We start from the raw sequence: 21886 nt of genomic DNA on the forward strand, positions 1-21886 counted from the left end.
ACGCGCCGGCCTTGCGGCCATGCCGGCACGGTCAGATCGACGGTGCGGCGCTCAATACGGTGCCGAGCGTCGGGTCGAGATACAGCGGCGTCGTGTTCGGCTTCGACGTGAAGTCGAACAGGTTGCGCAGGTCGCCCGCCGTCGCATCGAACGAACCGCCGCCGATACGCTGGCCGCCGAGCCAGTTGTCCTCGATGAAGCGCACGACGGACGACTGGTCGAGCATCGTGTGATCGACGTAGTTCTGCTTCGCATACGGCGAGATCACGACCAGCGGGATGCGCACGCCCGGGCCGCAGCGGCCGTTCACGGTCGCGCCGTTCACGCCGGTGGTGCCGCCCGTGCCGCACTTGCCGGCGCCGTTGAGCTGATCGACCGGGTCCGACGATGCGCGCGTCGGCGCCGTGTACACGTGGTCGTACCAGCCGTCCGAGTCGTCATAGGTGACGATCACCGCGGTGTTCTGCCAGTCCGGCTGCTGCTGCAGGAAGTTGACGACCTTGGTCACGAACGCCTGCTCGTCGAGCGGATCCGAATAGCCCGCGTGGCCGTCCTGCGCGGCCGGCGCCTTCAGGTAGCTGACCGACGGGAAGTTGCCGGCCTTCACGGCGGCGAAGAAGTCGTCCGTGTCGTACTGGTGGTTCGCCGGTTCGGGAGTCTTGCCGTCGGTCTCGACGCTCGAACCGATCGCCGCGATCGAGCTCGGGCGCGTGTGCTGCGGGTTCGCGGTCGACGCGTAGTACTGGAACCAGTTGTGGTGCGGGATGTAGTCGGCCGTCGCGGCGTTCACGGCGGTGGCGACCGTGCTGCGCGCGCAGCCCGTCGTGCCGTTGCCGTTGGTCGTCGACAGGTTGAAGCCGCCCATGAAGCCGCCCCACGTGATGTTCGCGCCGTTCAGCAGGTCGCCGATGTTCTTGCCGGTCATCATGGCCTGGTCGGTCGGGCTGGAACACACGTCGAAGCCCGGGTCGACGTCGTTGATCATCGTGAAGCCGCCCTGGCCGTCATTGATGTAGTACGAGCTGGCGGCGAGCGTCGACGGCTGCTTCGACGTCTTGACGATCTGCATCCCGTTGGTCTGCCCCGACACGACGTTCAGCGCGCCCGGCGTCGACGGGCCGTACGACGTCGTGAACGTGTTGTCGCTCATCGCGAAGCGCTGCGCGTAGTTCCACAGCGCGGTCACCGTGTTGCCGTCGAAGTAGCCCATCACCTGGCCCTTCGTGCCGAACGCGCCGGCGCCGCCGGACGAGCCCTTGCCCGTGTACTTCGGGAACAGGTCCGCCAGACCGTTGTCCTCGGCCTGCTCTTCGGCCGTGTACGCGTGGTTCTGGTCGGCGGTCGCGGCCTGCGTGCGGTCGAGGCGGAACGGGTTCGCGGCGTCGGTGCCGTTGGCCGTGTTCGTGAAGTTCGGGTTCGCGGTCAGCAGCGTGCCCGTCAGGCCGTTCGGCGTCGGCGTGCCGGATTTCGCGGTGAACGCCGGTTCGCCCGACGGGTTCGTCGCGTTCGGGTAGGTGCCGAAGTAGTGGTCGAACGAGATGTTTTCGCCGTAGATCACGACGACGTGCTTGATCGGCGTGGCGGTCTGCAGCGCATCCTGCGACGACACGGCGGGCGTCGGCGTGGAATCGTCGCTGCCGCCGCAGGCGAACAGCGCCAGCGCTGCGGCTGCGCAGGCAGTGACGAGCAAGGCTTGACGGAACATCGGGAAACTCCAGGGTAAGGTCTTCGATGGTGGAGAACGGCCCCGTCGCCGTGTCGGTTCGGCGCGAAGCTCGTGAGGGAGCACGCGCATTGGACCAGCCGCGTATGAAGATATGGGGACGGAGTGATTTCGCGATGGTTGCGCTCCGGTATCGGTTTCATTACGACGCAGGGCGATGCGAAAGAGAACGGAAAGGGGCGGACCGTGTGCAATCTCCACGTCACATGCCGGCACGGGCGCGCTGCGGTGGCGGCATCCGGCGCGGGAGCGGCAGGGCGCGTGGCGGCCGGCTCACGTCCGGAGTCTCGTGCGTCGCTTTTTTGACAATCCGGTGACGCATTCATACGATGAACGGCTGCCGCGCACCGCGCGGCCTCCGACCGTCAGGGAGTGTTCAGCGTGCCGATCCCCGTTCTGTTTGCCGTTCTGTGCGCGGCGTTCCTGCACGCGTCATGGAATGCGCTGGTGCGCAGCAGCGGCGACCGGCTGCGCTCGGCCACGGTGCTGCAGATCGCGATCGGGCTGTTCGCGCTGCTGTTCCTGCCGGCCGCCGCGCCGATCACGCCGACGAGCTGGCTGTGCGTCGTCGCGTCGGCCGTGATCCACGTCGTCTATACGCTGCTGCTCGTCCGCGCGTACGAACACGGCGATCTGACCGTCGCATACCCGGTCGCGCGCGGCACGGCGCCGCTGCTCGTCACGCTCGGCGCGGCGGCGTTCGCCGGCGAGCGCCTGAACTTCGGTGCGCAAGGCGGGCTCGTGCTGATCTGCGCGGGGATCATGGCGATCGGGCTGGAGCGCGGACGCGGCGCCCGACACCGGATGACGCAGGTGCTGCCGACGGCGTTCGCGACCGGCGTGTCGATCGCCGCGTACAGCGTGGTCGACGGGATCGGTGTGCGCGAGAGCGGCAGCACGGTCGGCTATACCGCGTGGATGTTCGTGCTGACGGGCGCGCTGATGACCGGGTACTACCGGCTGCGGGCGGGACCGTTGCGGTTGACGCAGGATGTCGGCGAAACCGCGAAGGCCGCCTGCGGCGGCGTATTCGCGGCCCTCGCGTACGGCATCGTGATCTGGGCGATGGATCGCGCGCCGATGGGGCCGGTGTCGGCGCTGCGGGAGACGAGCGTGGTGTTCGCGGCGCTGATCGCTCGCGTGTATCTCGGCGAGCGGCTGACGCCGCGCCGGGCGGCCGGTTGCGTGGTGATCGCGGCGGGGGCGTTGTTGATCAGTGTGTTCGAGGCGGTGGGGTAAAGGATCACCCCGGTGCGCCGGGCGTGTCAGCTTTCCACCGGCATCGCACTCGTACACTTGATCTCGTCGAGGCACACGCTCGAATGCACGCCGCTCACGCCGGGAATGCGCATCAGCGTTTCGAGCAGGAACGTCGACAGTCCCTTCAGATCGTGCGCGACGACTTTCAGCACATAGTCGATGTCGCCCGTCACCGAGAAACACTCCTGGATCTGCGCGAGATCCGACACGAGTTTCTGGAACTTCGACAGATCGCGGATATGTCCGCGCTCCATCGTCACGTGCACGAACGCGGTGACGCCGAAGCCGAGCGTATCGGGGCAGAGCCGGGTTTCGTAACGGCGGATCGCGCCGATCTCCTCCAGCCGGCGGTGGCGTCGCAAGGTCTGCGCGGGCGACAGGCCGACGGCCTTCGCCAGGTCGAGGTTCGACGCGCGGCCGTTCTCCTGCAACACCGACAGCAAGTGGCGATCGATGCGATCGAGAACCGGTTCAGGCATTTTTGTTTCCTCATCTGTCTCCTGGATGCAATCTTATCTCATAATGTAGGGTTTGCATGAGCGGGTTACGCAACCCGATTTCGCCGTCGCGACGCTAAACTGACGCCGGATTTTCGTGTGCGGCCGCAGCAATGCGGCGCGGGCGACGAGTCGGCGGCGGGGCTGGCCGGCACGCCGACGCGGATCGAATGCCGGCACGCGAAGATTGCAGTCCCCAACCCGGCGGCTCCACGAACGGCCGCCGGCACAGCAAAACAGCGCCCGGCACACCGAGGCGCGCCGCACCGCTCCAGGCGGAAGCGGACAGAGTGGAGAAGACATGGTTTCTGGAAACGACAGCGACGGCCTGAAGCGCGGGCTGAAGAACCGGCACATCCAGCTGATTGCGCTCGGCGGCGCGCTCGGCACGGGGCTGTTTCTCGGCATCGCGCAGACGATCAAGATGGCCGGCCCGTCCGTGCTGCTCGGCTACGCGGTAGCCGGCGTCGTGGCGTTCTTCATCATGCGCCAGCTCGGCGAGATGGTCGTCGACGAGCCCGTCGCGGGGTCGTTCAGCTATTTCGCGAACAAGTATTTCGGCCACTTCACGGGCTTCCTGTCCGGCTGGAACTACTGGGTGCTGTACATCCTCGTCAGCATGGCCGAACTGTCGGCCGTCGGGATCTACGTGCAGTACTGGTGGCCGGGCGTGCCGACCTGGGTGTCGGCGCTCGTGTTCTTCGTCGCGATCAACCTGATCAACCTGACCAGCGTGAAGTCGTACGGCGAGACGGAATTCTGGTTCTCGATCATCAAGGTCGCCGCGATCGTCGGGATGATCGGCTTCGGCGGCTGGCTGCTCGCGAGCGGCCACGCCGGGCCGGAAGCCACCGTCCGGAACCTGTGGCAGCACGGCGGCTTCTTCCCGAACGGCGTGTCGGGCCTCGTGATGTCGATGGCCGCGATCATGTTCTCGTTCGGCGGGCTCGAGCTGGTCGGCATCACCGCGGCCGAGGCCGACGATCCGAAGCGCAGCATCCCGCGCGCGACCAACCAGGTCATCTACCGCATCCTGATTTTCTACATCGGCGCGCTGGCCGTGCTGCTGTCGCTGTATCCGTGGGAGAAGGTCGTCAGCGGCGGCAGCCCGTTCGTGCTGATCTTCCACGCGCTCAGCAGCAACCTGGTCGCGAACGTGCTGAACGTCGTCGTGCTGACGGCCGCGCTGTCGGTCTACAACAGCGGCGTGTACTGCAACAGCCGGATGCTGTTCGGCCTCGCGCAGCAGGGCAACGCGCCGAAGGTGCTGTGCTCGGTGAACAAGCGCGGCATCCCGCTCGCGGCGCTCGGCGCATCGGCGCTCGCGACCGGCGTGTGCGTGCTGGTCAACTATTTCATGCCGGGCAAGGCGTTCGAGGTGCTGATGGGCCTCGTCGTGTCGGCGCTGATCATCAACTGGGCGATGATCAGCCTGATCCACCTGAAGTTCCGCCAGGCCAAGCGCGCTGCCGGGGAGGAGACTTCCTTCCGCAGTCTGGGCTATCCTTTCACGAATTACCTGTGCCTGGCGTTCATGGCCGGCATTCTCGTCGTGATGTACCTGACGCCGGATCTCCGCCTGTCGGTGTACCTGATCCCGGTATGGCTCGCGGTGCTCGCGGTCGGGTATCGCTTCCGTCAGAAGAATGCCGGCTTTGCGGTGCATGATGGCGTCTCCGCACGCTGACGCAGGCCACGACCGACCATTCTTCCAAACGAGACCGACTCAAGCCATGTTCGAACACATCGACGCGTACCCGGGTGACCCGATCCTGACGCTCAACGAGAACTTCCAGAAAGATCCGCGCGACCAGAAGGTCAACCTGAGCATCGGGATCTATTTCGACGCCGAAGGCCGGATTCCGGTGATGGGCGCGGTGCGCGAAGCCGAGACCGCGCTGCAGCGCGACAGCGGCCCGAAGCCGTACCTGCCGATGGTCGGCCTGGCCGCGTATCGCGATGCCGTGCAGTCGCTGGTGTTCGGTGCCGATCACCCGGCCCGCGCGGCCGGCCGCATCGCGACGCTGCAGACGCTCGGCGGCTCGGGCGCGCTGAAGGTCGGCGCCGATTTCCTGAAGCGCTATTTTCCGGATTCGCAAGTGTGGCTGAGCGACCCGAGCTGGGAAAACCATCGCTTCATCTTCGAGCGCGCCGGCTTCACGGTGAACACGTATCCGTACTACGACGAGGCGACGGGCGGCCTGAAGTTCGACGCGATGCTCGCGGCGATCGACGCGCTGCCGGCGCGCAGCATCGTGCTGCTGCACGCGTGCTGCCACAACCCGACCGGCGTCGACCTCGACGAAGGCCAGTGGGAGAAGCTGATCGACGTGATCGAGGCGCGCGGGCTGCTGCCGTTCGTCGACATGGCGTACCAGGGCTTCGGCGCGGGCCTCGACGCGGATGCGTTCGCGGTGCGCGAACTGGCCCGCCGCGGCGTGCCGACGCTCGTCGCGAACTCGTTCTCGAAGAACTTCTCGCTGTATGGCGAGCGCGTGGGCGGGTTGAGCGTCGTCTGCGAAGACGCGGCCGCGGCCGAGCGCGTGCTCGGCCAGCTGGCCGGCGCCGTGCGCTCGAACTACAGCAATCCGCAGACCTACGGCGCGAAGGTCGTCGCGGCCGTGCTCGGCACGCCGGCGCTGCGCAAGCAGTGGGAAGAGGAACTGTCGGCGATGTGCCGCCGCATCGCGCGGATGCGCCAGTCGATCCACGACGGCCTGCGCGACCACGTGAGCGGCGAAGCGCTCACGCGCTACGTGAAGCAGCGCGGGATGTTCACGTACACGGGCCTGACCGAATCGCAGGTCGACGCGCTGCGCGAGGTGCACGGCGTGTACATCCTGCGCTCGGGCCGGATGTGCGTGGCGGGGCTGAACGACTCGAACGTCGGCATCGTCGCGGACGCGATCGGCAAGGTGCTGAAGAGCGGCGTCTGACCGCGGCGCCGCGGCGCGCCAGGATGCACAACCGGCTGTGTCCCGTCACGGGAGCAGCCGGTTTTTTGTTGGGCGTCGATCATGTGCGGTGCCCGGCTGACGCACGGGCAGGCACGGCGGTACGATCACGGGATCGCATGCACGACAGAGGAGCGACATGGGCATCCGGATCATCCAGCTCGGCACGCCGCGCGCGGCCGGCGAAGGGCTGCGGATCGGCACGGTGCGGCGGCCGCCGCGCGGTGTGCCGAAGGCGGAATTCGCGTCGCGCAACTACTATGATGTATGGCTGCCGACGCTGTCGCCGAGCCCCGAACTCGTCGCACAGGCGCAGGCCGCCGAAACCGACGCCGAATGGAAAGCGTTCAAGCGTCACTTCCGCGCGGAGATGACGCACGGCGATCCGGCGAAGGTGCTGGACCTGCTGGCCGCGCTGTCGGCGACCACCGCGCTGTCGATCGGCTGCTACTGCGAAGACGAGCGCCATTGCCACCGCAGCGTGCTGCGCGAGCTGCTCGCGGAACGCGGCGCGGTGATCGAGCCCGACGCGGGCTGACGCGGCGTCGCGCGGCCGCGCCGCGATCGTGCGGTGCAGCGAACCGGTTGACGTGGGTCAAGCGCGCGGCCGCGCGCGCCACTATGCTCTCGTCATGGAGCCATCACGACGATGACAGGCCGACAGATGCACATTACTTTCCCGCCCGAGCCGCCGGAATACTGCGCGCGCGATCTGGTCGTCGCGTTTTCGGCGCTGGTCGACGGGCGTTGCGTCCAGTGCGCGGTCACGGCCGAGGCGCTGGAAGACCATTTCGGCGCGCGGTCGCTGCTCGAACGCGATCTGCTGCACGCATTCGACGCGCACCGGTCGGCGATCGAGGCGATGGCACGGCGAATGCTCGAGGAAATCGGCGGCCGGCCGGTGCTGCTGCACAGCGGGCACTTCCGGCTCGAAGACTGATACCGCAGGAGGGCGCATGACACTGCAGGGCAACATTCACGAACGCGACTGGTCGGTCGAGGTGGAGACGCGCCCGTGCGAATCGGGCGAGTTCCGCTGCCGCGTGTCGGTCGAGCACGGCGCCGGCGCCGCGCGGTTTCATCATACGTTCGAGCACAGCCACGCGTATCCGACGGAGCGCGAGGCGATGATCGAAGGGCTGCGGGCCGGCATGACGTGGATCGAGATGAAGGCGTCGCAGACCTTCAACGTATGAATGGCCCCGCGCCAGCCAGGCGCGGGCAGACCGTCGGCCGGCCGCGATCGAATCCTGCGCGCCGCGCGACGGGAAACACGTGCCGCCTCCATCGCGAGGCGGCCGGCACATGCAAGGCGGTCGACGAGCGGGCGGCCCCGTCAGGAGACACGACATGGGCGTGGGCATGCAGATCGCCTGCCTCGGATTCACGGTTTCGGCAGCGGTCGAGGCCGAAGCCGGCGCGCAACTGGTGCGGCTCGAACGGTTTCGCGCGTTGATCGACGGCTGCCATCTCGCGATCGACGCGCGCACGGTGGCCGATGGCGCGTGCCTGTACGACGTGCGGCTCGACCTGGTGATGCACGACGCGACGCTCAGGTCGCTGCCGCCGTGCGTCGACGTGGACGATGCGCTGCGCCGCGCGTTCGCGCAGGCCGAACAGGCGCTGATCGCGTGGCAGGCGGGCGCCGCGACGGTGGCGCTGCGCGACGCGGCGACCGGCGACGCGATCCGGTAATGCCGCGCGCCGGCGCCGTGTGTCAGACCCGTGCGAGCGCTTGCGCGTCGATGATGCGCACGCGCTTGCCGCGCGTCTCGACGAGCGCTTCGCGATGGAACCGCGAGAACATCCGGCTGACGGTTTCGAGCTTCATCCCGAGATAGCAGCCGATTTCCTCGCGCGTCATCCGCAGATTGAATTCGGTCGCCGAATAGCCGCGCGCCTCGAACCGCGACGACAGGTTCAGCAGGAAATGCGCGACGCGCTGCTCGGCCGACATCGTGCCGAGCAGCAGCATCTGGCTCGATTCGCGGACGATCTCGCTGCTCAGCATCTGGTAGAGGAAGTGCTGCATCGGCTTCATCTCGCGGCACGCGGCTTCGAGCGCGCCGAACGGGATGATGCACACCACGCTGTCCTCCAGCGCGATCGCGTCGCAGCAGTGCTGGCCGCCGCCGATGCCGTCCATCCCGAGCGTTTCGCCGGCGATCTGGAAGCCCGTCACGTGCTCGCGGCCGTCGCGATGCATCATCACCGTCTTGAACGAACCCGCGCGCACCGCATAGATGCTCTGGAACGGATCGTCGGTGCGAAACAGCGCGTCGCCCTGGCGCACCTGTCGCGTCGTGCAGATGATCGCGTCGAGGCGGCCGTATTCGGCGGCCGTCAGATGCGGCGGCAGGCACATCGAGCGCATCGCGCAGGCCGAACAGCGTGCGGCCGGATGCTTGGCGGCGTCGGCGCGCGCGACCGGGCGCAGGGCAATCGTTGGCCGGGGTACGACGGACACGTCGGCGGCGAAGGCGGTGGCGGTGGACATGAGTCGCTCCGGCTCGTCAGGGGCGGCGCACGCGAGCGTGCACCAGGGATTCGATGACACGGCATGCGGCGTCGAATTCGACGGTCTTGTCGAAGAAGTAGTCGGCTCCCGCCGTCGCGCATGCCTCTCTGAATGCCGGCGCCGAGTGGTTCGTCAGCACGATCGTGACGATGCGCGGTGCGGCCTTCGACAGCATCCCGATCAGGTCGAGACCACTGCCGTCCGCGAGCCGCACGTCGACGATCACCACGTCCGCGCGACTGCTGCGGATATGCGACCACGCGTCCTGGCCGTCTTCCGCTTCGCCCACGACGGCAACGCCGCGGATCGCGCCGACGAGCAGCGCGATCCGCTGGCGAACGGCGACGGCGTGATCGACGAGGAACACCCTGAGCGCGGCGGGTGACAGGCTGGCATTCATGCCGGCAGTATCGTGTTGCGCCGCCGAAATTGAAATCGGCCGAATTGGAACTTCGTGTAGGCCGCTTCGACGCGGTGTAGGGCATTTCCTACACCGCGTACGGGAAATCGCCGGGACGATCCGGCTGCGGCGATGCCGCGCGAGCAGCTGGAATGGTTTCGCGGCCGGATCAGCCGGCGCGGCGCGCGGCCAGCGCGTCGCGCGCGGTGCGGCACGCGGCCAGATCCCACGCGGCGCAGCCGACGCTCTTGAACAGCAGCGGGCCGCCGCGGGCGAAGACGCCGTTCAGCACGTCGGCGAGCGATGCGACGTGCTGCCAGTCGACCCGTGCGACGATCAGGTCGCCGGCTTCGTGGCGCGCGCCGGCCGGATCGTCGACGACGAGCCGGCTGCCATGCACCGTGTTCGCATCGATCTCGGCGGCATCCGCGGTGAACGCGCCGACGCCGACCACGAGACGGCCTTCGCGCGCGGCTTCGCGGTAGACGGGCGTGCGACTGGTGGTCAGCGTGACGACCACGTCGATCGCCTCGGGAATCGCGTCGCCGTCGAGCGGCGCGAGCCGCGGCGCATGGGCGCGATGAGCGGCGCAGAAGGCGGCCGCGCGCTCCGCGGTCGTGCCGCGCACGTGCAGCCGCGCATCCGGAAAGATGGCCGCGAGCGCTTCCGCGTGATTGGCCGCCTGCTTGCCGGTGCCGATCAGCAGGATGTCGCGCGGCGCGGCGCCGTGCAGCGCCTGGATGGCGAGCGCGGTGATCGCCGCCGTGCGGCGACCGGTGACGGTCGGGCCGTCGAGCGCGAAGCGCATTTCTCCGGTCGTCGCGTCGTACGCGGCGACCTGGCCGAGGATCGTCGGCAGCCCGCGCGCGCCGTTGCCGGGGCACACGTTGACGAGCTTGTGGCTCGCCAGGTCGTGGGCGCTCGACGGCATCGACAGCATCACGCCGCCGCCTTGCAGCGGCACGACCAGGCGTTCGGGGCTGACGATGTCGCCCGCCGCGTACTCGGCGACCGCTTGCCTGAGCGTGGCGAGCAGCGCCGGGTAGTCGAGCAGCGCGGCCGTGTCGGCCGCGTCGAAAACGGGAATCGGGGAAGAGGCGGTCATCGTGTACGTCGTGGGCGTCGGTGAGCGTGAACGGCGGACGCATGCCGCGCCCGCCACAGGTCTGCCGGATACCGTGACACAGGGCAGTGTGGATCGAATCTATACCACTTGCTGGCGCGCCTGCAACCCAGAAAATAAAGCGCTGTGGGGATTTTGGTTCTAATATCTGGCCAGAAGCGCGCCGCTGCCGTGCCGCCCGCGCGGCTCCGGTATAGTGCGAACCCATTCCAGATCCACGCCCGCGAACGGGCAGGAGCCATCCGATGATGTCCGCGCGTCCCGACTCACTCGAAGGCGGTTTCCGCCCGCTGCAGATCTACGAGCAGGTAGCCGAAAAGATCCGCGACGAGATCCGCGCGGGGCGCTACGCGGCCGAGTCGCGGCTGCCGTCCGAGCGCGAGCTGGCGGCGCTGTTCCAGGTCGGCCGGCCGGCGGTGCGCGAGGCGCTCGGCGCGCTGCAGAACGAAGGGCTCGTGTGCACGAAACGCAATTCGGGCACCTACGTCGTCGCGGCGCCGCTCGACGTGCTCGCGCAGCGCGGCGATCCGCACACGGCGTCCGAGGCCGACTTCAGCCCGACGTCGACGCTCGACGTGCGATTGATCCTGGAGCCCGCGATCGCGCGCCTCGCGGCCGCCCATGGCCGCGCCGACCTTGGCGCCGAACGTTATCTCGCGCAGATGGAAACCATCACCGACGTCGACGATCCGCACCAGCGCGCGCTGTGGAACGAGAGCGACCGGCTGTTCCACCGGCAGCTCGCGCTGATGACCGGCGATGCGCTGATCGTGAAGATCGCGGACGAAGTCGCGAAGACGATGGACCAGCCGCTGTGGAAGCGGCTGAAGGACGACGGCATCTACGACGCGGGCCGGATCCGGCTCTACGTGTCCGAGCACCGGCTGATCTACGAGGCGATCGTGTCCGGCGATGCCGATGCGGCTGCGTTCTATGTCGAACAGCACATCCGCCGCGTGCGGCGCGACATCGCGCCGAAGTGACCGGCCTGCGCGCGAAGCCATTCTGGTCTTCAATATGACCAAAATCCCGACAATTATTTTGAAATTGCTTGCGATGTGACCACGTGTGTCCTACATTGGTTTCACACAAAACCAATCAGGAGACATCATGCGACACTTCTTGACCGCGCTCTCGGTGGCTGTTGCCGCCGGCGCGCTGACTTCCGCGCACGCGCAGGAAGTCGTGATGATCGGCCATTCGGCGCCGCTCACCGGCCCGCAGGCCGCCAACGGCAAGGACAACGAAAACGGCGCGCGGCTCGCGGTGGACGAGCTCAACAAGGCCGGCATCAAGGTCGCCGGCAAGGCCGTCACGTTCAAACTGGTTTCCGAAGACGACCAGGCCGACCCGAAGGCCGGCGTGCAGGTCGCGCAGAATCTCGTCGACAAGGGCGTCGTCGCGGTGCTCGGGCCGTACAACTCGGGCGTCGCGATTCCGGCCTCGCGCGTGTATTCGACTGCCGGCGTGCCGATCCTGCCGGTCGCGTCGAACCCGGCGCTGACGAAGCAGGGCTTCAAGAACATCTTCCGGATCGGCGCGAGCGACGAGCAGCTCGGCGGCACGATGGCCACGTTCGCCGCGAAGACGCTGAACGCGAAAACCGCCGCCGTGATCGACGATCGCACCGCGTACGGGCAGGGCGTCGCCGAGCAGTTCATGAACGTCGCGAAGGCGAACGGGATCAAGATCGTCGACCAGGAATACACGAACTCGTCGGCCACCGATTTCCTCGGCATTCTCACCAAGATCAAGGCCGCCAACCCCGACGTGATCTTCCTCGGCGGCTATGCGGCGCAGGGCGCGCCGATGGCCAAGCAGATGAAGCAACGGGGCTTGCGCGCGAAGCTGCTCGGCGGCGACGGCATCTGCTCGGCCGACATGGGCAAGGTCGCGGGCGAGGCCGCGTCGATCGTCTACTGCGCGCAGGGCGGGGTCGCGCTCGAGAAGACGGCGGCCGGCCGCGAATTCCTGAAGAAGTACCACGACGCCTATCACACCGATACGCAGGTCTATGGCGTCAACTACTACGACGGGATGAAGCTGCTCGCCGACGCGATGGTCAAGGCCGGCACGACCACCGACAAGGCGAAGCTGAGCGCGCAGCTCGCGAAGTCGAACTACGCGGGCGTCGCGGGCACCTATTCGTTCGACGCGAACGGCGACCTGAAAGGCGCGCCGACCACCGTCTACGTGATCCGCAACGGCCTGCCGGAACCGTACGCGAAGTAATTGCCGCATCGCCCGTCACCGGACGGCGGCCCGGCCGCCGTCCTTCGTTTCAACGCATTCGATCCGCCATGAAAATTTCCCGATCCCTGTCCACCGTCGAAGTGCACACCGGCGGCGAGGCGTTCCGCATCGTCACGAGCGGGCTGCCGCGCCTGCCCGGCGACACGATCGTCCAGCGCCGCGCGTGGCTCAAGGAGCACGCCGACGAGATCCGCCGCGCGCTGATGTTCGAACCGCGCGGCCATGCCGACATGTACGGCGGCTATCTGACCGAGCCGGTGTCGCCGAACGCCGATTTCGGCGTGATCTTCGTGCACAACGAAGGCTACAGCGACCATTGCGGTCACGGCGTGATCGCGCTGTCGACGGCGGCCGTCGAGCTCGGCTGGGTGCAGCGCACCGTGCCCGAGACGCGGGTCGGCATCGATGCGCCGTGCGGGTTCATCGAGGCGTTCGTCCAGTGGGACGGCGAGCACGCGGGGCCGGTGCGCTTCGTCAACGTGCCGTCGTTCATCTGGCAGCGCGACGTGTCGGTCGACACGCCGTCGTTCGGCACCGTGACCGGCGACATTGCTTATGGCGGCGCGTTTTATTTTTATGTCGACGGCGCGCCGTTCGACTTGCCGGTGCGCGAATCGGCGGTCGAGAAACTGATTCGCTTCGGCGCGGAAGTGAAGGCGGCCGCGAACGCGAAGTATCCGGTCGTCCATCCGGAGATCCCGGAAATCAACCATATCTACGGCACGATCATCGCGAACGCGCCGCGCCACGCGGGTTCGACGCAGGCGAACTGCTGCGTGTTCGCGGATCGCGAGGTCGACCGCTCGCCGACCGGCTCCGGCACCGGCGGGCGCGTCGCGCAGCTGTACCTGCGGGGGCTGCTCGCGGCGGGCGACACGCTCGTCAACGAATCGATCGTCGGCACGGTCTTCAAGGGGCGCGTGCTGCGCGAAACGACGGTCGGCGACATCCCGGCCGTGATCCCGGAAGTGGAAGGCAGCGCGCATGTCTGCGGGTTCGCGAACTGGATCGTCGACGAACGCGATCCGCTCACGTACGGGTTTCTCGTGCGCTGACCCGCAGCGTCGGTCGCGCCGCTGCCGCGTCCCCGTCGCGCGGCGTTCAGGTTGTCGTACCAGGTTTGGCGCGTCGCTCCGGTTGCGGGGCACGCGCCTTTTTTGCGTGAGCGTTGCGGCGAAACCGCACCGCGTGTGCCGGCGCAAGGCCGCCGCGGGCCGGCCGGCCGCGCGAGTTTGGTACGATGCAGCCTTTTCAGCCGAGCTCCACCCGCGTGAATCGCCGAAACGTGTCGTCAGTGCGTGCCTTGTGTGCCAGATGGGTCGCGCGCGCCCAACCCGTCGCGGCGGCCGCCGTCGCGCGGGCCAAGCCTCTCGCCGCCACCGCGTGGCACCATGTCCGCCACCCGACGCGCCGTGGCGTGCTGCTCACGGCCGCCGCCGTGCCGGCGCTGTTCGCGGGGTACGTGATCGTCCTCATTCCGTTCACGCCGGGGATCGGCGACATCCGCAAGGCGCGCGTCGACCAGCCCGCGCAGGTACTGTCCGCCGACGGCAAGCTGCTGGCCGAATTCAAGCCGTCGAACCGCGAATGGGTGCCGCTCAAGCAGATCTCGCCGCGCATGATCGACGCGCTGATCGCGACCGAGGATCACCGCTTCTACGAACACCACGGGCTGGACTGGAAGCGCACGGCGTCGGCCGCGCTGCATACGTTCTCGGGCAGCCGCCAGGGCGGCTCGACGATCACGCAGCAGCTCGCGCGCAATCTGTATCCGGACGAGATCGGCCGCGCGCCGACGCTCACGCGCAAGGTGAAGGAGGCGATCACCGCGCTGAAGATCGAGGCCGTCTACAGCAAGGACCAGATCCTCGAGACCTACCTGAACACGGTGCCGTTCCTGTACAACGCGTACGGCGTCGAGATGGCCGCGCGCACCTATTTCGACAAGTCGGCCGACGAACTCGACGTGCTCGACAGCGCGACGCTCGTCGGGATGCTGAAGGGCAACAGCTACTACAACCCGGTGCTGAACCCCGAGCGCGCGCTGCAGCGGCGCAACACGGTGCTCGGCCAGATGGTCAAGTACGGCAAGCTGTCGCCGGCGCAGTTCGCGCAGTTGCAGCGCCGGCCGCTGCGCATCGACTTCGAGCGCCAGAAGGAGCCGCCCGGGCCGGCGCCGCATTTCGCGCAGCAGTTGCGCAAATGGCTGATCGCGTGGGCCGACCGCAACGACTACAACATCTACTCGGACGGGCTGATCGTGCGCACGACGATCGACTCGCGGCTCCAGCAGATGGCGACGCAGGCGCTCACGTTGCAGGGCAATCAGCTGCAGGGCATCGCGAACAACGCGTGGAGCGGCCGCGACGGCTGCGGCACCGACAACGAGGTGTTTCGCACCTTCATGCGTGAGTCGCCCGAGTACAAGGCCGCGCAGGAGGCCGGCAAGGACGACGCGGCCGCGATGAAGATGCTCGCGGCCGATCGCGGTTTCCTGCATGCCTTGTGCAAGGCCAAGACCGACGTGCAGGCCGGCTTCCTCGCGATCGATCCGCGTGACGGGCAGATCCGCGCGTGGGTCGGCAGTCGCGACTTCACCCGCGAGCCGTTCGATCACGTCGCGCAGGCGCGGCGCCAGCCGGGCTCGACGTTCAAGCCGTTCGTCTATGGCGTCGCGTTCGCGAACGGGATGAAGCCGGAAGATACGTTCGTCGACCAGCCGGTCGAGATCCCGCTGAAGGGCGGCGAGATCTGGCGGCCGAACGACGACGTGCCGCCGACCGGCAAGCCGATGACGCTGCGCGACGCGGTCGCGCTGTCGCGCAACCGGATCACCGCGCAGGTGATGGAGAAGGTCGGGCCGGGCGCCGTCGCGCGGCTGGCGCGCGACATGGGCGTGCGCGAAAGCCCGCTCGAACGCGTGCCGTCGCTCGCGCTCGGCACGAGCCCGGTCACGCTGAAGGAAATGGTCGCGTCGTACGCGACGATCGCGAACGGCGGGCTGTACGTCGAGCCGCAGATGGTGACGCGCATCGAGAATCGCCAGGGCGAGGTGCTTGCCGAATATGCACCGGCGCCGCCCGAGCGCGCGCTCGACGCCGAAACCGACAAGACGCTGCTCGACGTGATGCGCGACGTCGTGACGCGCGGCACGGGCGGCAGCATCCGCACGCGGTTCGGCATCCGCGGCGACGTGGCCGGCAAGACCGGCACCACGCAGGACAACGCGGACGGCTGGTTCATCCTGATGCAGCCGGGCCTCGTCGCCGGCGCGTGGGTCGGATTCGACGACGGCCGCGTGACGCTGCGCAGCGATTACTGGGGGCAGGGCGCGCACAGCGCGCTGCCGATCGTCGGCGATTTCTTCCAGCGCGCGCAGCGCGCCCGGATCGTCGATACCAAGGCGAAATTCGATACCGAACCGTCGCCGGGCTGGTTCGCGTCGCTGCGCGAGCGCGCGACCGACCTGTTCGATACGTGGTTCCCGCCCGAGCCGAAGAAGGCGCCCACGCCGGTCAGGACGCCGCGTATCGAGCGCCCGGCCGAGGTCGACGAGGGCGCGGCGTCGGCAGCCTCCGCTGCGTCGGCGCCGGATGTCGCTTCCGGCGGCATCGTCGAGGAATGGGTGCCGGCGTCCGAAGTGGCCGCATCGGCCGCGGCGCTGTCGTCCGGCGCGTCGCAACCGCCTGCGCAGCCGCCGGCAGGCGCCAGTACGACGAGCGGGAGCAGCGCCGGTAGCGGCGCCGCGCCTTCCGCCGTGCCGCCGCCGCCGATGCCGGTGCCGGCTGCGCCCGATGCGACCGGCGCGTCGCAGTAACGAAGCCGTTCAGATTCCGCGCGATGCTGCCGTAATCAAGTTGTCACGACAGCTCGCGCGGTCGCTCCGCGCTTCTCCGATGCTGCTTTCCAGCGATTACGTCGCCCTCGCTCGCGACGATCTTTCCGCCGAGGTCCCGCTCGGCTTCGACCTCTACGACGCCGACGGCGCCGCGCTGCTGCCGGCCGGCACGACGCTGCGCGACCCGGCGCAGCACGCTTTCCTGTTCGACCATTTCCGCCCCGTGCGCCGGCGCGAGGACGCCGACACCGGTCCGCGCGGGTCCGCGACGGCGGCCGCGCCCGCCACGCGCATGGGCTTGTCGGCGGGCGCCGCGATCGGCATCCGCCGCCGGGTCGGCACGACGCGCGCGCTGCAGCGCTGCCGGCTGATCGGCGTCGGCGCGGCGGGTGCGCTGTTCGTCGAGCCGCAGCCCGCCACCGTGCTCGATTTCGCCCGCGGCGACGACGTCGAAGCAGTGGCGATCGGCCGGGCCGCGGTATCGCGTTTCGGCGCGACGGTGGAATCGGTGCAGGCGTCGGGCGCCGCGCCGTTCATGGTCCTGTCGCCGCCAGGGTTCGTCGACCGGCTGCGCACGCGCGCGGAGCCGCGCGTGCCGGTGCGCATCGCGGCCTGCTGCAGCGGAGGAGCGGAAGGGACGGAAGGCATCGGGGTGGTGCACGACATCAGCCTGAGCGGGCTGTCGATCGCCGTCGACCGGCCGATCGCGGCGACCGGCGAGCCGTTGCGCGTGCTGCTTCCGTACGAAACCGCCGGTCGCGTCGAGCGGCTGGCGCTCGATGGCACCGTGCGGGCCGTGCATGCCGACCCGGCGCCGCCCGCGCTGACGCTCCATCATGCGGCGTTCGGCGACATCGATGCCGACGACCTGATTCGCCTCAAGGCGCTGCTGTTCGACAGGCAGATGGCGTCGGCGGATACCGATCGCCTGCGTTGAACGCGCGACCCGCGCGTGCCGGCTGCCGTATCGCGGCATTCGGTGCACGAACGCCGATAATCGTCTGACGAAACGACTTATTCCCGCTCGATTGTACGGTTTCGGTCAACAGTGAATTTGCGATTTAAGTATTTACCCTGATAGCCGCGCCTCCTAGACTTCTACTCATGCGCAACGACCTCGAGTCCGAAGCGCCTGACAAAACAATCCTGGAGGTAACGCATCATGAAATCGCTGATCAAGGCAGTTGCACTGGCCGCCCTGGTGGCCGCACCGGTCGTCTCGTTCGCCCAATCGAACCAGCAGCCGCTGACCCGCGCGCAAGTGCGCGCCGAACTGGTCCAGCTCGAAAAGGCCGGCTACAACCCGAACGACTGGATCAACTACCCGGAAAACATCCAGGCCGCCCAGGCCAAGATCGCCGCCGCGCAGAATGCCGGCGCGCAAGCCGACGCCACCGGCTACGGTGCGAACCCGGTCGCGACGTCGCAGTCGGGCCAGCGTGCGGCCGTGCCGGCCGTGAGCGACCGCTCGTCGGTGTACTTCGGCCACTGAGCCGGCCGTTGCCGCGCGGCCCTCGACGGCCGCGATTGAAGCCGTATCGAGAAAGCCTGCACGCGTATCGCGTGCGGGCTTTTTTGCGTCTTCTTCATCGGGCGGCCCGATGCACGAGGTCGGTCGGCCGAATCGGTCGCTGATAGCCTGCGGCGCGCATGAGCGAAACGCCGGATGCCGATCGGCGCGGGATCCGCGCGATACCTTGGCGTGCATGATCACGTCACTCGCCGCGCCGCACCCCGCTGACAATCCGCCGCGCGTGCGCTAGCATCGCGGTCGATGTCGCCGCGGCGCGTGGCGCGGCCCACTCACACGGGGCGCAACAGGGCGCCGGGTTCCACACTTCAACGAACGACAAGGAGCATCCATGCGTGTCTTGACCGGTCTGCTGGGCTCGCTGGCGCTGGTGGCGAGCGTCGCCCATGCGCAGGCGAATTGTGCGGACGCGACGGATCAGGCGACGATGACGGCGTGTGCCGATCGCGCGTACAAGAAATCCGACGGGGAACTGAACCGGACTTACCAGGCCGTCACCGCGCGCCTGCGCGACGCGCGGCCGCTTGCCGACAAGCTCGTGAATGCGCAGCGCGCGTGGATCGCGTACCGCGACGCCGAATGCCGTTTCTCGAGCGCGAATGCCGAGGACGGCAGTGCATACCCGATGGTCGTATCGACCTGTCTCGACGATCTGACGAAAGCGCGCACCGACACCCTGAAGGGCTATCTGTCCTGCGAGGAAGGCGACCTCGCGTGCCCGGTGCCCGCGAAGTAACGATCACGCGCGGGCCCGACCGGGCCTGCACGACGCCGGCTCAGACGTCGTCCGTCTCGTCGAGCAGCTTGTGCCGCATCGCGTAGCGCACGAGCGCCGCTTCGTGCGGCATCTGCATCTTTTCCAGGATCCGGGTCTTGTAGGTGCTGACCGTCTTCGCGCTCACGCACAGCGCATTCGCGATCTCGGTCAGCGTCTGGCCGGCGGCGATCCGCCGGAACACGTCGAATTCGCGGTCGGACAGCCGCTGGTGCGGCAGCGTTTCGGCCGGCTCGTTCAGGCTCTGCGCGAACTGCTCGGCCATCGCGAGGCTCACGTAGACACCGCCCGACGCCACTTTCGTGACCGCGCCGACCAGCTCCGCGCTCGCGCTTTCCTTCGTCAGATACCCCGACGCGCCCGCGCGGAACGCCCGCACCGCGTATTGCTGCTCCGCGTGCATGGTGAGCACCAGCACGCGCAGCGCGGGCTTTTCGTCCTTGATCTGCTTGATCAGCTCGACGCCGTTGCGGCCGGGCATCGACAGGTCGAGCACGAGCACCTGCGCGGGCGTCGCACGCACCAGCGCGATCGTCGACGGGCCGTCGCAGGCTTCGCCGGCCACCTCGAATCCGGTGGCGTTCTGGAGGATGTGCCGCAGACCGTCGCGTACGAGCGTATGGTCGTCGGCGATGAGCACCTTGATCATGTGATGAGCGTGTCCTGTTGAACGGTGGCGAGCGGAAAGGCGACGGTAATCGAGAAGCCGCGCGCGAGCGCGGTGTCGATCGTCACGGTGCCGCCCAGCATGTGGGCGCGTTCGCGAATGCCGATCAGGCCGAACGACTTGTCCTCGTGGGCCGGGCCGCCGGGCGCCGCGCCGCGGCCGTTGTCCGCGACGCGCAGCACGCAAAAGCCTTCCTCGATGTCGAGCCGCAACGCCACGCGCGTCGCATCCGCATGGCGCGCGACGTTCGTCAGCGCTTCCTGGACGATGCGGAACAGCGTGGTCGCGCCCGCGCTGGTGAACGTGAGGCCGCCGGTTTCGATGTGGCGCTCGACATCGATCCCGTAGCGGTTCGTGAAATCGTTCGCGAGCCATTCGATCGCGGGCACGAGGCCGAGATCGTCGAGCATCACCGGTCGCAGGTCGGCCGCGATGCGCCGCACCGACGCGACCGTCGCGTCGATCAGCCGCCGCATGCCTTGCAGATGTGTCTGCACGCCTTCATCGGGTTGCGCGCGGCCGGGCATCCGCAATTGCTGCTCGACGACCGACAGGTCCATCTTCAATGCGGTGAGCTGTTGCCCGAGGTCGTCGTGCAGTTCGCGCGCGATACGGGTCTTTTCCTCCTCACGCACGTTCTGCAGGTTCGCGGACAATTCGCGCAATTCCTCGCGCGATTGCTTCAACGCATTCTCGGCCCGTTGCCGCTCGGTGATGTCGCGCAGCATCACCGTATACAGCTTGCCCGACGCGTCGCGGATCTGCGAGATCGACGCTTCGATCGGGAATTCCTCGCCGTTGGCCCGCAGCCCGAACAGCACGCGCTGGCGGCCCATCTGCCGCTCGGACACGCCCGTCACGCCGAACTGGTCGACGTGCTTCGCGTGCGCGGCGCGGAACCGTTCGGGAATGAAGCGCGACAGCGGCGCGCCGATCGCTTCCATCGCGGACACGCCGAACACCTGTTCGGCCATCGGGTTGAAGATCACCACCGTCTGCTTCTCGTCGATCGTGATGATCGCTTCCATCGACGAACGGATGATGCCCATCATCCGCGCCTCGTTGAGGATGCCGCGGCTGCTTGCACCGGCGTCGGCGCGCCCGCGCAGCAACGCATGGACGAGCGCCGCGAACGCGAACGACGCGATCAGCCCGGCGGCGAGCACGGTGCCGGCCGCACGCTGCGCGCCGGTCGCGCTCGGCCGGCCGTCCGCGGAATAGGCGAGCGTCAGCGCGGTGCCGCCGAAATTCAGCACATCGGTGCGCCGCATCAGGTCGGGTGACGCCGATGCTTCGTCGGTCGTCGTCTCGACGCTGGCGATCGCGCGCGCATCGCCGCCGGCGGTCATCCACAGGTCGATTCCGCGCTCCGCATCGAGCGCGCGCTCGATCAGGCGCCGCGGGCTCAGCGCCGCGAACAGCATCCCGTCGGCGCCGCCTTCCCGCGTGCCGGAGGGCTTGGCGGCCGCCAGCGGCGAAGACGCCACGGGCAGGAACAGCGTCAGGGTACGGGCGTCGCGGGAAGTGTCGTCGTCGGCAGGGTGAACGCCGAGCGCGATATCGCCGGTGCGCAGCGCGCGCGTGAGCGGCGCCGCGTCGGACGCACCGAAGCGCACGACCGGCGAGTTCGAGACGGGCGCGCTGAGCGTCGCAGCCGCGAGCGGATCGGCCGGCAGCGGCTTCGCGCCGGCCAGCGCGGCGCGCGCCGCGGGCGTCAGCGGCGCATAGCCGATCTGCCGGACCGGCGAGCGGCCGCTGTCGAGATCGAGCGTCTCCGCATACCGGCGCCATTGGCCGGGCGTCATGTCCGGGACGAGGCCGAACGCGCCGCGCGCGCCTTCGAGCACGGCGACACCGGCCTGCAGTTCGTGGCGCAGCATCGCGGTCACGTGCGACGTGCGGCGTTCGAAACGCGTGTGAACGGCGCCTTGCCACTGCTCGCGCACCAGCAGCGCGACGCCGAGCGACAGCACGGCGCCCGCGCACAGGGCGACGACGCCGGCCGCGAACGGCTGGCGTAACATGGTCTGGAGGCGCGTGGGCCCTCGGGCGTCACGCGTCGGGGTTCCACTGGCGGTCATTCGATGGCCATTCTGTTATTCGGGCTACCCGGGGCACTCGGGCAGCGCGGCAAAACCGGGAAAACTCGCACCGGCTGCGTGCAACGACTATTTTCAAGATGAAATTGTGCGCGTTTTACACATTTTTTGTAATGGGGTCGGTTGAAATTGCGGCAAACGGCGTGGGGCAGCGGGCGCGCGGGGCGCGCTTGACGCGCGTCAACGCGCGCGTCGGCACGTGGGGCAGACTGTTCGGCAGGCAAGCCGGCGCCGGGCCGGCTTGCGGT

General features: G+C 68.3%; 21 protein-coding genes. 14 read left to right on the forward strand and 7 right to left on the reverse strand.

Features of this window, described 5'->3' with window-relative positions:
• Positions 1–31 precede the first annotated feature (31 nt).
• Complete coding sequence (locus KU887_RS18885; protein WP_006481710.1) at positions 32–1705, reverse strand: phospholipase C; 1674 nt, start codon at positions 1703–1705, stop codon at positions 32–34.
• A gap of 399 nt (positions 1706–2104) precedes the next feature.
• Between KU887_RS18885 and KU887_RS18890 the strand changes: the two genes are divergently transcribed.
• A complete protein-coding gene (locus KU887_RS18890) occupies positions 2105–2962 on the forward strand; it encodes a DMT family transporter (RefSeq protein WP_258257150.1) in 858 nt (285 codons plus the stop codon).
• 26 nt (positions 2963–2988) lie between these two features.
• Here the strand turns inward: KU887_RS18890 and KU887_RS18895 are convergent, their stop codons facing one another.
• A complete protein-coding gene (locus tag KU887_RS18895; RefSeq protein WP_006479071.1) occupies positions 2989–3462 on the reverse strand; it encodes an Lrp/AsnC family transcriptional regulator in 474 nt (157 codons plus the stop codon).
• Between the two features lie 319 nt (positions 3463–3781).
• Here KU887_RS18895 and KU887_RS18900 point away from each other — a divergent pair, with 319 nt between their 5' ends.
• From KU887_RS18900 to KU887_RS18925, 6 genes are all read left to right on the forward strand, one after another.
• The gene (locus tag KU887_RS18900; protein WP_006481698.1) at positions 3782–5167 is read left to right on the forward strand and encodes an amino acid permease; all 1386 of its coding nucleotides are present in this window, start codon (positions 3782–3784) and stop codon (positions 5165–5167) included.
• A gap of 46 nt (positions 5168–5213) precedes the next feature.
• Entirely contained in the window at positions 5214–6416 is a 1203-nt protein-coding gene (locus KU887_RS18905; RefSeq protein ID WP_060212406.1) for an amino acid aminotransferase, read from the forward strand.
• Between the two features lie 157 nt (positions 6417–6573).
• Positions 6574–6972, forward strand: coding sequence for a DUF488 domain-containing protein (locus KU887_RS18910; protein WP_006494891.1), 399 nt, complete (start codon positions 6574–6576; stop codon positions 6970–6972).
• A gap of 111 nt (positions 6973–7083) precedes the next feature.
• Positions 7084–7374 carry a DUF1488 domain-containing protein gene (locus tag KU887_RS18915; protein WP_006481711.1) on the forward strand — a complete coding sequence of 97 codons (291 nt, stop codon included), beginning with the start codon at positions 7084–7086 and terminating at the stop codon, positions 7372–7374.
• A 16-nt stretch (positions 7375–7390) separates the two neighbouring features.
• Positions 7391–7630, forward strand: a complete 240-nt coding sequence (locus tag KU887_RS18920; RefSeq protein WP_006479066.1) for a hypothetical protein — start codon at positions 7391–7393, stop codon at positions 7628–7630.
• Between the two features lie 154 nt (positions 7631–7784).
• Positions 7785–8129, forward strand: coding sequence for a metal ABC transporter ATPase (locus KU887_RS18925; protein ID WP_258257160.1), 345 nt, complete (start codon positions 7785–7787; stop codon positions 8127–8129).
• 22 nt (positions 8130–8151) lie between these two features.
• On the opposite strand, the gene KU887_RS18930 is transcribed toward KU887_RS18925, so the two are convergent.
• The 3 genes from KU887_RS18930 to lhpI form a co-directional block, all read right to left on the reverse strand.
• Positions 8152–8931, reverse strand: coding sequence for a helix-turn-helix domain-containing protein (locus KU887_RS18930; RefSeq protein WP_006481707.1), 780 nt, complete (start codon positions 8929–8931; stop codon positions 8152–8154).
• A 16-nt stretch (positions 8932–8947) separates the two neighbouring features.
• Entirely contained in the window at positions 8948–9352 is a 405-nt protein-coding gene (locus KU887_RS18935) for a response regulator transcription factor (protein WP_006481701.1), read from the reverse strand.
• A gap of 169 nt (positions 9353–9521) precedes the next feature.
• Positions 9522–10457, reverse strand: a complete 936-nt coding sequence (lhpI, locus tag KU887_RS18940; RefSeq protein ID WP_258257161.1) for a bifunctional Delta(1)-pyrroline-2-carboxylate/Delta(1)-piperideine-2-carboxylate reductase — start codon at positions 10455–10457, stop codon at positions 9522–9524.
• Between the two features lie 263 nt (positions 10458–10720).
• On the opposite strand from lhpI, the gene KU887_RS18945 reads away from it, so the two are divergent.
• From KU887_RS18945 to KU887_RS18975, 7 genes are all read left to right on the forward strand, one after another.
• On the forward strand, positions 10721–11458 hold the full coding sequence (locus KU887_RS18945; protein WP_124632841.1) for a FadR/GntR family transcriptional regulator: 738 nt from the start codon (positions 10721–10723) through the stop codon (positions 11456–11458).
• A gap of 127 nt (positions 11459–11585) precedes the next feature.
• Positions 11586–12707 (forward strand): branched-chain amino acid ABC transporter substrate-binding protein, encoded by a 1122-nt coding sequence (locus tag KU887_RS18950; protein WP_205672044.1) that lies wholly within the window; start codon positions 11586–11588, stop codon positions 12705–12707.
• A gap of 68 nt (positions 12708–12775) precedes the next feature.
• Entirely contained in the window at positions 12776–13783 is a 1008-nt protein-coding gene (lhpH, locus tag KU887_RS18955; protein WP_006494886.1) for a trans-3-hydroxy-L-proline dehydratase, read from the forward strand.
• Between the two features lie 185 nt (positions 13784–13968).
• Entirely contained in the window at positions 13969–16545 is a 2577-nt protein-coding gene (locus KU887_RS18960) for a penicillin-binding protein 1A (protein WP_258257173.1), read from the forward strand.
• 79 nt (positions 16546–16624) lie between these two features.
• Positions 16625–17503: a PilZ domain-containing protein gene (locus KU887_RS18965; RefSeq protein ID WP_205672042.1), complete on the forward strand. Its 879-nt coding sequence runs from the start codon at positions 16625–16627 to the stop codon at positions 17501–17503.
• Between the two features lie 225 nt (positions 17504–17728).
• Positions 17729–18058: a DUF4148 domain-containing protein gene (locus KU887_RS18970; RefSeq protein WP_006483709.1), complete on the forward strand. Its 330-nt coding sequence runs from the start codon at positions 17729–17731 to the stop codon at positions 18056–18058.
• Between the two features lie 370 nt (positions 18059–18428).
• Positions 18429–18833, forward strand: a complete 405-nt coding sequence (locus KU887_RS18975) for a lysozyme inhibitor LprI family protein (RefSeq protein WP_006483706.1) — start codon at positions 18429–18431, stop codon at positions 18831–18833.
• A 40-nt stretch (positions 18834–18873) separates the two neighbouring features.
• Here the strand turns inward: KU887_RS18975 and KU887_RS18980 are convergent, their stop codons facing one another.
• Both KU887_RS18980 and KU887_RS18985 read right to left on the reverse strand, forming a co-directional pair.
• On the reverse strand, positions 18874–19521 hold the full coding sequence (locus KU887_RS18980) for a response regulator transcription factor (RefSeq protein WP_006483707.1): 648 nt from the start codon (positions 19519–19521) through the stop codon (positions 18874–18876).
• Positions 19518–21620 carry a PAS domain-containing sensor histidine kinase gene (locus KU887_RS18985; protein ID WP_012493327.1) on the reverse strand — a complete coding sequence of 701 codons (2103 nt, stop codon included), beginning with the start codon at positions 21618–21620 and terminating at the stop codon, positions 19518–19520. Before KU887_RS18985 ends, KU887_RS18980 begins: the two co-directional genes overlap by 4 nt.
• Between the last annotated feature and the right edge of the window lie 266 nt (positions 21621–21886).

This window comes from Burkholderia sp. EMB26 (assembly GCF_024730645.1).
Taxonomy (GTDB): Bacteria; Pseudomonadota; Gammaproteobacteria; order Burkholderiales; family Burkholderiaceae; genus Burkholderia; species Burkholderia cenocepacia.

Bases quoted from the DNA above. Each gene is read 5' to 3' on its own strand.
- KU887_RS18885 (WP_006481710.1), bottom strand. From the start codon at position 1,705: ATGTTCCGTCAAGCCTTGCTCGTCACTGCCTGCGCAGCCGCAGCGCTG.
- KU887_RS18895 (WP_006479071.1), bottom strand. From the start codon at position 3,462: ATGCCTGAACCGGTTCTCGATCGCATCGATCGCCACTTGCTGTCGGTG.
- KU887_RS18900 (WP_006481698.1), top strand. From the start codon at position 3,782: ATGGTTTCTGGAAACGACAGCGACGGCCTGAAGCGCGGGCTGAAGAAC.
- KU887_RS18905 (WP_060212406.1), top strand. From the start codon at position 5,214: ATGTTCGAACACATCGACGCGTACCCGGGTGACCCGATCCTGACGCTC.
- KU887_RS18910 (WP_006494891.1), top strand. From the start codon at position 6,574: ATGGGCATCCGGATCATCCAGCTCGGCACGCCGCGCGCGGCCGGCGAA.
- KU887_RS18915 (WP_006481711.1), top strand. From the start codon at position 7,084: ATGACAGGCCGACAGATGCACATTACTTTCCCGCCCGAGCCGCCGGAA.
- KU887_RS18920 (WP_006479066.1), top strand. From the start codon at position 7,391: ATGACACTGCAGGGCAACATTCACGAACGCGACTGGTCGGTCGAGGTG.
- KU887_RS18925 (WP_258257160.1), top strand. From the start codon at position 7,785: ATGGGCGTGGGCATGCAGATCGCCTGCCTCGGATTCACGGTTTCGGCA.
- KU887_RS18930 (WP_006481707.1), bottom strand. From the start codon at position 8,931: ATGTCCACCGCCACCGCCTTCGCCGCCGACGTGTCCGTCGTACCCCGG.
- KU887_RS18935 (WP_006481701.1), bottom strand. From the start codon at position 9,352: ATGAATGCCAGCCTGTCACCCGCCGCGCTCAGGGTGTTCCTCGTCGAT.
- lhpI (WP_258257161.1), bottom strand. From the start codon at position 10,457: ATGACCGCCTCTTCCCCGATTCCCGTTTTCGACGCGGCCGACACGGCC.
- KU887_RS18945 (WP_124632841.1), top strand. From the start codon at position 10,721: ATGATGTCCGCGCGTCCCGACTCACTCGAAGGCGGTTTCCGCCCGCTG.
- KU887_RS18950 (WP_205672044.1), top strand. From the start codon at position 11,586: ATGCGACACTTCTTGACCGCGCTCTCGGTGGCTGTTGCCGCCGGCGCG.
- lhpH (WP_006494886.1), top strand. From the start codon at position 12,776: ATGAAAATTTCCCGATCCCTGTCCACCGTCGAAGTGCACACCGGCGGC.
- KU887_RS18960 (WP_258257173.1), top strand. From the start codon at position 13,969: ATGCAGCCTTTTCAGCCGAGCTCCACCCGCGTGAATCGCCGAAACGTG.
- KU887_RS18965 (WP_205672042.1), top strand. From the start codon at position 16,625: ATGCTGCTTTCCAGCGATTACGTCGCCCTCGCTCGCGACGATCTTTCC.
- KU887_RS18970 (WP_006483709.1), top strand. From the start codon at position 17,729: ATGAAATCGCTGATCAAGGCAGTTGCACTGGCCGCCCTGGTGGCCGCA.
- KU887_RS18975 (WP_006483706.1), top strand. From the start codon at position 18,429: ATGCGTGTCTTGACCGGTCTGCTGGGCTCGCTGGCGCTGGTGGCGAGC.
- KU887_RS18980 (WP_006483707.1), bottom strand. From the start codon at position 19,521: ATGATCAAGGTGCTCATCGCCGACGACCATACGCTCGTACGCGACGGT.
- KU887_RS18985 (WP_012493327.1), bottom strand. From the start codon at position 21,620: ATGACCGCCAGTGGAACCCCGACGCGTGACGCCCGAGGGCCCACGCGC.